Annotated in this window: 7 protein-coding genes and 1 pseudogene; 2 read left to right on the forward strand and 6 right to left on the reverse strand. The window is 54.1% G+C overall.

Annotated features, from left to right (window positions below):
• Both cls and RT340_RS20175 read left to right on the forward strand, forming a co-directional pair.
• A partial coding sequence (cls, locus tag RT340_RS20170; protein WP_313377575.1) for a cardiolipin synthase occupies positions 1-956 on the forward strand: 956 nt, incomplete at its 5' end.
• Between the two features lie 37 nt (positions 957-993).
• Entirely contained in the window at positions 994-1,323 is a 330-nt protein-coding gene (locus RT340_RS20175; protein ID WP_196250121.1) for an HI1450 family dsDNA-mimic protein, read from the forward strand.
• A 53-nt stretch (positions 1,324-1,376) separates the two neighbouring features.
• On the opposite strand, the gene oppF is transcribed toward RT340_RS20175, so the two are convergent.
• The 6 genes and pseudogenes from oppF to RT340_RS20205 form a co-directional block, all read right to left on the reverse strand.
• On the reverse strand, positions 1,377-2,381 hold the full coding sequence (gene oppF, locus RT340_RS20180; RefSeq protein ID WP_034828839.1) for a murein tripeptide/oligopeptide ABC transporter ATP binding protein OppF: 1,005 nt from the start codon (positions 2,379-2,381) through the stop codon (positions 1,377-1,379).
• Positions 2,378-3,397, reverse strand: a complete 1,020-nt coding sequence (locus RT340_RS20185) for an ABC transporter ATP-binding protein (protein WP_097116989.1) — start codon at positions 3,395-3,397, stop codon at positions 2,378-2,380. Before RT340_RS20185 ends, oppF begins: the two co-directional genes overlap by 4 nt.
• A gap of 11 nt (positions 3,398-3,408) precedes the next feature.
• Positions 3,409-4,317, reverse strand: a complete 909-nt coding sequence (gene oppC, locus RT340_RS20190) for an oligopeptide ABC transporter permease OppC (RefSeq protein WP_034828835.1) — start codon at positions 4,315-4,317, stop codon at positions 3,409-3,411.
• A 15-nt stretch (positions 4,318-4,332) separates the two neighbouring features.
• A complete protein-coding gene (gene oppB / locus RT340_RS20195) occupies positions 4,333-5,253 on the reverse strand; it encodes an oligopeptide ABC transporter permease OppB (RefSeq protein WP_034828832.1) in 921 nt (306 codons plus the stop codon).
• A gap of 81 nt (positions 5,254-5,334) precedes the next feature.
• Positions 5,335-6,972 (reverse strand): oligopeptide ABC transporter substrate-binding protein OppA, encoded by a 1,638-nt coding sequence (gene oppA, locus RT340_RS20200; protein ID WP_313377576.1) that lies wholly within the window; start codon positions 6,970-6,972, stop codon positions 5,335-5,337.
• Positions 6,973-7,131: 159 nt separating this feature from the next.
• A pseudogene (locus RT340_RS20205) lies at positions 7,132-8,458 on the reverse strand (ABC transporter substrate-binding protein); the annotation flags it as partial.

Here is an 8,458-nt window from a genome sequence, read left to right on the forward strand (position 1 = left end):
CACGCCGGGGTGTACATTGCCGCCTGATGCTGGACTCCGCGGGCAGCGTGGCCTTTTTCCGCAGCCCATGGGCGAATATGATGCGCAATGCCGGTATCGACGTGGTTGAGGCGTTACAAGTGAGCCTGCTGCGTGTGTTCCTGCGCCGTATGGATTTGCGACAGCATCGTAAAGTGGTGCTCATCGATAACTATATTGCCTACACCGGCAGCATGAACCTGGTCGATCCTCGCTACTTCAAGCAGGATGCAGGCGTGGGCCAATGGATCGATTTGATGGCGCGTATGGAAGGGCCGGTCGCGACCACGATGGGCATCGTTTACGCCTGTGACTGGGAGATTGAAACCGGCAAACGCATTCTGCCGCCCGCGCCGGATGCCAACATCATGCCCTTTGAGCAGGAAAGCGGTCATATCATCCAGGTGATCGCTTCGGGGCCGGGCTTCCCGGAAGATATGATTCATCAGGCGTTGTTGACGGCGGTCTATTCCGCACGCGAACAGCTGATCATGACGACGCCCTATTTCGTCCCCAGTGACGACCTGCTGCACGCCATCTGCACCGCTGCGCAACGCGGTGTGGAAGTCAGCATTGTGGTGCCACGCCACAATGATTCGCTGTTGGTGGGCTGGGCCAGCCGCGCGTTCTTTACCGAGTTGCTGGAAGCAGGCGTAAAAATTTATCAATTTGAAGACGGTTTGCTGCATACCAAAAGCGTGCTGGTCGATGGACAGCTGAGTCTGGTCGGTACCGTAAACCTTGATATGCGCAGCTTGTGGCTTAATTTTGAAATCACGCTGGTGGTGGATGATGATGGATTTGGCAGCGATTTGGCCACGGTGCAGGATGACTATATCGCCCGCTCACGCCTGCTGGATGGTGCGCGCTGGGCTAAACGTGCGTGGTGGCAACGCATCGTTGAACGACTGTTTTACTTCTTTAGCCCTTTACTGTAAAACGAGCGACAAGATTACCGCCTCAGAGTAAGCAGGAATGACCATGGATTTAAATAATCGCCTTACCGAAGATGAAACGCTGGAACAGGCCTACGACATTTTTCTAGAACTGGCCGGTGATAACCTCGATCCGGCTGACATCATTCTGTTCAATCTGCAGTTTGAAGAGCGCGGCGGTGCGGAGTTGTTTGACCCGTCGGAAGACTGGCAGGAGCACGTCGATTTCGATCTCAACCCGGACTTCTTTGCGGAAGTGGTGATTGGTTTGGGTGAAGCGGACGGCGAGCCGATTACCGATGTGTTTGCGCGCGTGCTACTGTGCCGCGAGAAAGACCATAAGCTGTGCCACATTCTCTGGCGTGAATAATCGCTGACGCATAAAACAACGCCGGGCAATTGCCCGGCGTTTTCTTTTCGACCTTATAAGGGGTCGACCTTCAGACAGGATACTGCGTGGCGGAAACTGCCCTCCAGCAACGGACGCGTTTTCGCACACTCAGGTCCGGCAATCGGACAGCGAGTGCGGAATACGCAGCCCGAGGGCGGATTGATCGGTGAAGGCAGTTCACCCTCTAGTAGCTGGATCTGTTTGTTTTTTTCCAGATCCGGATCCGGAATGGGTACCGCAGACATCAGTGCACGGGTGTAAGGATGCTGCGGATTGTTGTACACCGAGTCATAAGTGCCTAACTCAACTGCATGACCGAGATACATCACCAGTACACGATCAGAGATGTGCTTCACCACAGCAAGGTCATGCGCAATGAAAATGAGCGATAATCCCATTTCACGTTGCAGCTGCTGCAGCAAATTCACTACCTGCGCCTGAATCGACACATCCAGCGCCGAAACCGGTTCATCGCAAATAATCAGCTTGGGTTCGAGGATAAGCGCTCGCGCAATGCCGATACGCTGACACTGACCACCGGAAAACTCGTGTGGATAGCGGTTGATGAGGTTAGGCAACAGTCCAACCTTCATCATCATGTTTTTTACCTTATCCTTCACTTCCTGCTTCGGCATTTTCGGATAATAGGTGCGCAGCGGCTCGGCAATGATGTCGCCAATGGTCATGCGCGGGTTCAGCGAGGCCAGCGGATCCTGGAAAATCATCTGGATATCGCTGCGCGCCTGGCGCCACTCATCCTGACTCTGCCCCAATAAATCACGTCCCAGCCAGGCCACACGACCGTCGGTTGCTTTCACCAGGCCGATGATGGCGCGTGCCAGGGTTGATTTACCACAGCCCGATTCGCCCACTACGCCGAGGGTTTCCCCCTCATACAAACGCAGGCTGACGCCATCCACTGCTTTCAGTGTTTTTGGCGGCTGCCAGAACCACTGTTTGCCGTCTTTAATATCGAAATGCACCTTAAGATCGGCGATTTCCAGTAAGACTTTCTTCTCTTCGATGACGGTGCTCATGCTAATTCCTCCACCGGTTTGAAGCAGGCACGCAGACGCCCTTCCGCGAAAGGCTCCAGCGGCGGTGACTTGGCACAAACGTCCATCGCAAAGGCGCAACGTGGCTGGAACGGACAGCCCTGTGGCAAGCGCAACAGGTTAGGCGGGTTGCCAGGAATGGTGGTGAGTGACTCACCCTCTTCCGCATCCAGACGCGGCACCGCACTCAGTAGGCCAATCGAGTAAGGATGCGCAGGCTGATAAAACACATCGCGTGCACGGCCATACTCCATGGTACGCCCGGCGTACATCACCAGCACTTTGTCACAGATACCCGCAACCACGCCGAGATCGTGGGTGATCATGATGATCGCGGTATTGAACTCGCGTTTCAGCTCGTTCAGCAGCGTCATGATCTGCGCCTGCACCGTCACATCCAGTGCCGTGGTCGGTTCATCAGCAATCAGCAATTTAGGACGACACAGCAGCGCCATGGCGATCATCACACGCTGACGCATGCCGCCAGAGAATTCATGCGGGAACATCTTCATGCGCTTGCGCGCTTCCGGCATTTTCACCGCATCCAGCATACGCACGGATTCTTCAAACGCCTGCGCGCTGCTCATGCCTTTGTGCAGCTTCAGCACTTCCATCAGCTGCTCGCCGACGCGCATGTACGGATTGAGCGAGGTCATCGGGTCCTGGAAAATCATCGCAATCTGCTCTGCGCGCAGCTTGTTCAGTTTGTTCTCCGGCAGGTTAAGGATCTCTTCACCGTTGAATTTTGCCGAACCGCCAATGCGACCGTTTTTTGCCAGCAGGCCCATCAGGGCGAAAGCGGTTTGCGACTTGCCCGATCCCGATTCGCCGACGATACCCAGGGTTTCGCCGGCACGAAGTGAAAAGTTAAGATCGTTGACTGCGGTGACATCACCATCGTGGGTGCCAAAGGTGACGCGCAGGTCTTTAACGTCCAGCAGCAGGTTACTGTTTCCCGCACGTGCAGCCATTGCTGGCTGAAATTCATGTATGGTCATCGGGAAACTCCTTAACGATCTTTCGGGTCGAGGGCATCACGCAGGCCATCGCCGATAAAGTTGAAACAGAACAGCGTGACCACGAGGAAACCCGCCGGGAACATCAACAACCAGGGCGAGACTTCCATGGAGTTGGCGCCGTCACTCAGGAGTGCGCCCCAACTGCTCAGTGGCTCTTGCGTACCCAACCCGAGGAAACTGAGGAAGGATTCAAACAGAATCATGCTGGGCACCAGCAATGAGGCATAGACCACCACCACACCCAGCACGTTCGGTACGATGTGACGTAGCACGATATTGAAGGTCGACACACCACCCACTTGCGCCGCTTCAATAAACTCTTTGCGCTTCAGGCCCAGCGTCTGGCCACGCACGATACGCGCCATATCCAGCCACGACACCATGCCGATCGCCACAAAGATCAGCAGGATGTTACGACCAAAGAAGGTCACCAGCAGGATCACGAAGAACATGAACGGGAAGGAATTGAGGATTTCCAGAATACGCATCATCACGGAATCGATTTTACCGCCGAGATAGCCCGCCAGTGAACCATACAGCGTGCCCACCAGCACCGCGATCAACGCGGAGGCAATGCCGACCATCAACGAGATACGACCGCCAATCGCCACGCGCACCAGCAAGTCACGTCCCGATGAGTCGGTACCAAACCAGTGGCCTGATACCGTATCCGGAGCGGCTGACATCATGGCCCAGTCGGTATCATCATATTTAAACTGCGACAACACCGGCGCTAATATCACGAACAGGGTAATCGCTAACAGCACCAGCAAACTGATCAGCGCAGCGCGGTTATGGATGAAGCGGCGACGCGCATCCTGCCACAGGCTGCGCCCTTCGACTTCCAGTTTTTCACTGAAGGCATCCAGAGCTTCGCTGTTTTTCTTACTTAACATCATGGGCGAACTCCACCATCAGTAACGGATTTTCGGATCGATGACGGCATACAGCACATCCACGATCGCATTGAACAGAATGGTCAGCACGCCGACCAAAATGGTCAGACTCATCACCAAAGAATAGTCACGGTTCAGGGCACCGTTAACAAACAGCTGGCCAATACCCGGCAGACCGTAAATCGATTCGATCACCATTGAACCGGTGATGATGCCGACGAATGCCGGCCCCATATACGAGAGCACGGGTAACATGGCAGGTTTCAATGCATGACGCAGTACGATACGGCGCAGCGGCAACCCTTTGGCGCGCGCGGTGCGAATAAAGTTGGAGTGCATCACTTCAATCATCGAACCACGCGTAATACGCGCGATGCTGGCGATATAGGCCAGAGACAGCGCCACCATCGGCAGCAGCATGTAATTCCACTGCCCACCGTTCCAGCCACCGCCCGGCAGCCAGCGCAAGGTGATCGCAAAAATCAGCACCAGCAGCGGTGCGACGACAAAGCTGGGTATCACGACGCCCGTCATGGCGACCCCCATCACCGCGTAATCCCACAAACTGTTCTGTTTAAGCGCGGCAATAACCCCTGCCGTCACGCCGAGGATCACCGCAAGGAAGAAGGCGGCGAGGCCGAGTTTGGCCGAAACCGGGAAGGCGTGGCCGACCAGATAGTTAACGGAGTAATCTTTGTACTTGAACGATGGACCAAAATCGCCGTGCGCCAGTTGCACTAAGTAGCTGACGTACTGTTTGCCGATCGGATCGTTCAGGTGATATTTGGCTTCGATGTTCGCCATCACTTCAGGCGAGAGCGTGCGCTCGCCGGTAAACGGACTGCCGGGTGCCAGTCGCATCATAAAGAAAGAGATGGTGATCAGGATGAAGAGCGTCGGGATCGCTTCCAGAAGCCGACGCAGGATGAATTTTAACATTGCCGTACCTACCAGGCTGTTGCTTCACAAAGTCAAAAAGGCGGCGCTACAGCGCCGCCACTGTCGATAGCCTGAGTGCTATTAATGTTTAATGATATACAGGTTTTTATCGAGGGTTTTATCCAGCGGATCATTACCGGTGTAACCACCCACGTACGGTTTCACCAGACGCGCGTTAACGTAGTAGTAAACCGGCACGATGGTGCTGTCTTTATCCAGAATCTGCTCAGCTTTCTGGTAATCCGCGACACGGGCTTTATCGTCCACCGCTTTCACAGCATCGTGGATCACTTTATCGAAGTCTGCGCTCTTATAGTGCGAGGTGTTACTGCTGCTGTCAGACAGCATGATGTTCAGGAACGAGGTTGGCTCGTTATAGTCTGCACACCAGGCCGCACGAGAAACATCAAAGTTGCCCTGATGACGGGTATCCAGGAAGGTTTTCCACTCCTGGTTCTCCAGTTTGATGTTCACGCCAATGTTCTTTTTCCAGATCGAAGACGCGGCGATAGCCAGTTTCTTATGCAGATCCGAGGTGTTGTACAGCAGGTTGAAGGTCAGTGGCTTGTCAGCCGTGTAACCCGCTTCAGCCAGCAGTTTTTTCGCTTCTTCGTTACGCTTGTTCTGATCCCATTTGAACCAGTCTGGCGGCAGCAATTCCATGCCGTCGGTGGCTGGCGGGGTAAAGCTGTACGCCGGTAACTGACCCTGCGCCAGCACCTTATTCACCATGATGTCGCGATCCAGACCCAGTTTCAGCGCAGTACGCACGCGCGGATCGGTGAATGGCGCTTTCTGGTTGTTGATTTCATAGTAGTAGGTGCAGAGATACGGCTTCACCATCAACTCTTTGCCGTTATCACGCTGCAGTTTTTTGAACAGCTCGATCGGCATGTTGTTGTAAGTGATGTCACTGCCGTTCTCAGAGAAGTAACGGTTCACGTCACTGACTTCTGAGTTGATCGGCAGGAAGGTCACTTTGTTCAGTACGGTGTGCGCGTTATCCCAATATTCCGGGTTACGTACGAGGGTGACACGTTCGTTGATGACGTGTGATTCCAGTTTAAAAGCACCGTTGCCCACCCAGTTTTGTGGCTGAGTCCACTGGTCGCCAAACTTATCGATAGCAGGCTTATATACCGGTGACATCACGGAGTTGATCAGCAGCTTGTAGAAATAAGGAACCGGCTCGCTGAGGGTCACTTCCAGCGTATGGTCATCAATGGCTTTCACACCCAGATCGGTGATCGGTTTTTTACCGGCGATGATGTCATCGACATTCAGGATGTGGCCGTATTGCGGATAGCTGGCGTAAGGAGAAGCGGTTTTAGGATCGACTAAACGCTCCCAGCTATAGACGAAATCTTGTGCCGTGACTGGCTCGCCATTGGACCATTTGGCATTTTTGCGCAGATGGAAAGTCCAGACTTTAAAATCTTTGTTTTCCCAGCTTTCTGCCACGCCCGGAATCGGTTTGCCATCGCTGTCGCTAATGATCAGACCTTCGTAGAGATCGCGTGCGATGTTGTCTTCCGGCACGCCTTCAATTTTATGCGGGTCAAGCGATTGCACTTCATCGCCATTACCACGTACCAGCTCCTGTTTTGCTGCCAATTCAACGCCTGCTGGCACTGCGGCCAAAGCAGCATTCCCTGCCAGTGCGCCGATTGCTGCAAGAACGCCTGCGGCAATCAGGCTTTTTTTCGTGATGTTGTTCATTACTTAGCTCCAGTTTTATTATCGTCACCGGGTCAGTGAACTGCCCGGCGTACCCCGTTTCCGGGAGATCTCTGCCTGTCTGAACAGAGACCACTACCACCCTTCAGGGTTTACCACGTTAATGTGCCGTCCGACTGTAGCGCCGGTTCCACACATTACTCAATGTTTCTTGATGTAATAGTATTTCAATGCCAGCATATCCTGCGGATCTTTACCGGTAAAACCGCCTACCCAGGGTTTCACCAGACGCACGCTGACGCGATAGTAAACCGGCACGATGGGCGAGTCCGTATCCAGCTGCGCTTCCGCCTGCTGATACAATGCGGCACGCTGTGTGTTATCGGCAGCCGTCAGAGTTTGCGCCATCAATTTATCGAAGGCATCGCTGTGATAGAACGCGGTGTTAATCGAGGAACCACTCAGCAGCATATTGAGGAAGGTTGAGGGCTCGTTATAGTCCGAGCACCAGGTGGCACGCACCACGTCGTATTGCGCCTGATGACGCGTCTCCAGCAGCGTTTTCCACTCCTGATTTTGTAGCGTCACCTCGGCACCGAGGTTCTTTTGCCACATCGAGGCGGCGGCGATAGCCTGCCGTTTATTCTGCTCAGAGGTGTTATACAACAGCGTGAAACGCAGCGGGTGCTGAGCATTAAAACCGGCATCGGCCAGCAGTTGTTTGGCACTGGCGTTACGTTCGGCCTGGGTTTGCTTCGACCAGGCAGGGGCTTCAGGCGAGATGCCGTGCGTAAATGGCGGCGTCAGCGCATAGGCGGGGATCTGCCCCTGCCCCATGATCTTGTCGGCGATGATGTCACGATCAAGCGTCAGCTTCAGCGCTGTACGAACTCTTGCATCATCAAACGGTGCTTTCTTGTTATTCATTTCATAGTAGAAAGTGCAGAGCACAGGGCTGACTTTGACCTGGTTACCTAAATCCTGCTGCAACTTCTTGAATAAATCCGGTGGCACCACGCTGTTGGTCATATCTGTGCCACCGCTGCGATAGCGATTGATATCACTGTTCTCGGAGCTAATCGGCAGAAAAACGCCCTCATCAATCACGCTTCGCGCATTATCCCAATATTGCGGATTACGCTTCAGAACGATCTTTTCATTCACCACCCAGTCAGCCAGCGTGTAGGCACCATTTCCCACATAGTTCTGCGGTTGGGTCCACTGCTCGCCGAATTTTTCAATCGCCGAGCGATACACCGGCTTCATCGCGGTATGGGCCAGCATGTCGACAAAATAGGGAACAGGCTCAGTGAGTGTCACTTCGAGGTGATGCGCATCAATTGCTTTCACGCCCAGTGAATCCGGCGAGGCTTTGCCCGCCAATATGGCGTCGATGTTGGCGATATGGGCAGCTTGCAGATAACTGGCCTAGGGTGAAGCTGTTTTCGGATCGGCCAGACGCTGCCAGCTGTACACGAAATCTTGCGCGGTGACGGGTTCACCGTTGCTCCAGCGCGCATCTTCACGC

Origin of the sequence: Pantoea sp. CTOTU50773 (assembly GCF_032082325.1) — a bacterium.
Lineage (GTDB): Bacteria > Pseudomonadota > Gammaproteobacteria > Enterobacterales > Enterobacteriaceae > Pantoea > Pantoea communis.